The sequence below is a fragment of the Caballeronia udeis genome, assembly GCF_001544555.2.
In the GTDB taxonomy this organism is placed as follows: domain Bacteria; phylum Pseudomonadota; class Gammaproteobacteria; order Burkholderiales; family Burkholderiaceae; genus Caballeronia; species Caballeronia udeis.
Genome location: NZ_FCOK02000224.1, coordinates 1 through 914 on the forward strand (window position 1 = coordinate 1; position 914 = coordinate 914).

Below are 914 nucleotides of genomic sequence, written 5' to 3' on the forward strand. Positions count from 1 at the left end.
AAAGGCCAGTTCAAAAAGAGCTCGGAAGGGCTGTTTACTTTTCCACGAAACGGTTAACCTTGGATACCTGAACAACGGATCAAGGAATGCCGGCACCTATCATCGATGACGAATTGTGGGCACTGATCGAACCGCTACTTCCACCGCCCAAACCGCGACGCCAGCGATACCCTGGACGGTTGCCGGTCTCGGACCGTGCAGCACTCAATGGCATCCTGCTCGTGCTGAAGACAGGGATGCGATGGAACCATTTGCCGACCCGGTTGGGCTTCGGCTCTGGAGCGACTTGTTGGCGTCGGTTGCACGACTGGCAGCAGGCCGGGGTGTGGGACAAGCTGCACGGGCTACTGCTCGACAAGCTGCGCGAATCTGGCCAGCTCGATTTCTCATATGCGGCTGTCGATTCATCGTCCGTGCGAGCCGTTGGGGCGGGCCAAAAACTGGGCCAAACCCCACCGATCGCGCACGACCAGGGTCCAAACACCACGTCCTCGTAGACGCGAACGGCGTTCCTGTCAGCGTGATCGTGACCGGCGCGAACCGCAATGATGTCACGCAACTGCTGCCGCTGGTCGACGCTATCCCGCCGATTCGCGGCACTCGCGGCCGACCGCTTCGCAAACCCAAGGTCATCTACGCCGACCGTGGCTACGACTCCGACTCGCATCGCCGCCGACTTCGCGAGCGTGGAATCAGACCGGTCATCGCCAGGCGCCGCACCGAACACGGTAGCGGTCTCGGCAAGTTCCGTTGGGTCGTTGAACGGACTCATTCGTGGCTCCATGGTTTCCGGCGTCTTCGCATTCGCTTCGAGCGCCGATCTGACATTCACGAAGCATTCCTCAAACTAGCCTGCTCACTCGTCTGCTGGAACATCTTCAGCCGAACTGAGCAGCCTTTTTGAACTGCCCTCT

At 60.0% G+C, this 914-nt stretch carries 2 protein-coding genes; both read left to right on the forward strand.

Translation table 11 applies throughout. The features are described from left to right. Window positions 1–86 precede the first annotated feature (86 nt). A complete protein-coding gene (locus AWB69_RS51065; RefSeq protein ID WP_062093255.1) occupies window positions 87–497 on the forward strand; it encodes an IS5/IS1182 family transposase in 411 nt (136 codons plus the stop codon). After that, window positions 407–904 (forward strand): IS5 family transposase, encoded by a 498-nt coding sequence (locus AWB69_RS51070; protein ID WP_407923093.1) that lies wholly within the window; start codon window positions 407–409, stop codon window positions 902–904. The genes AWB69_RS51065 and AWB69_RS51070 overlap by 91 nt, the downstream gene beginning before the upstream one ends. The last annotated feature ends 10 nt before the right edge of the window (window positions 905–914 follow it).

Coding starts and splice junctions, on each gene's coding strand:
- AWB69_RS51065 (WP_062093255.1), top strand. CDS start 87: ATGCCGGCACCTATCATCGATGACGAATTGTGGGCACTGATCGAACCG.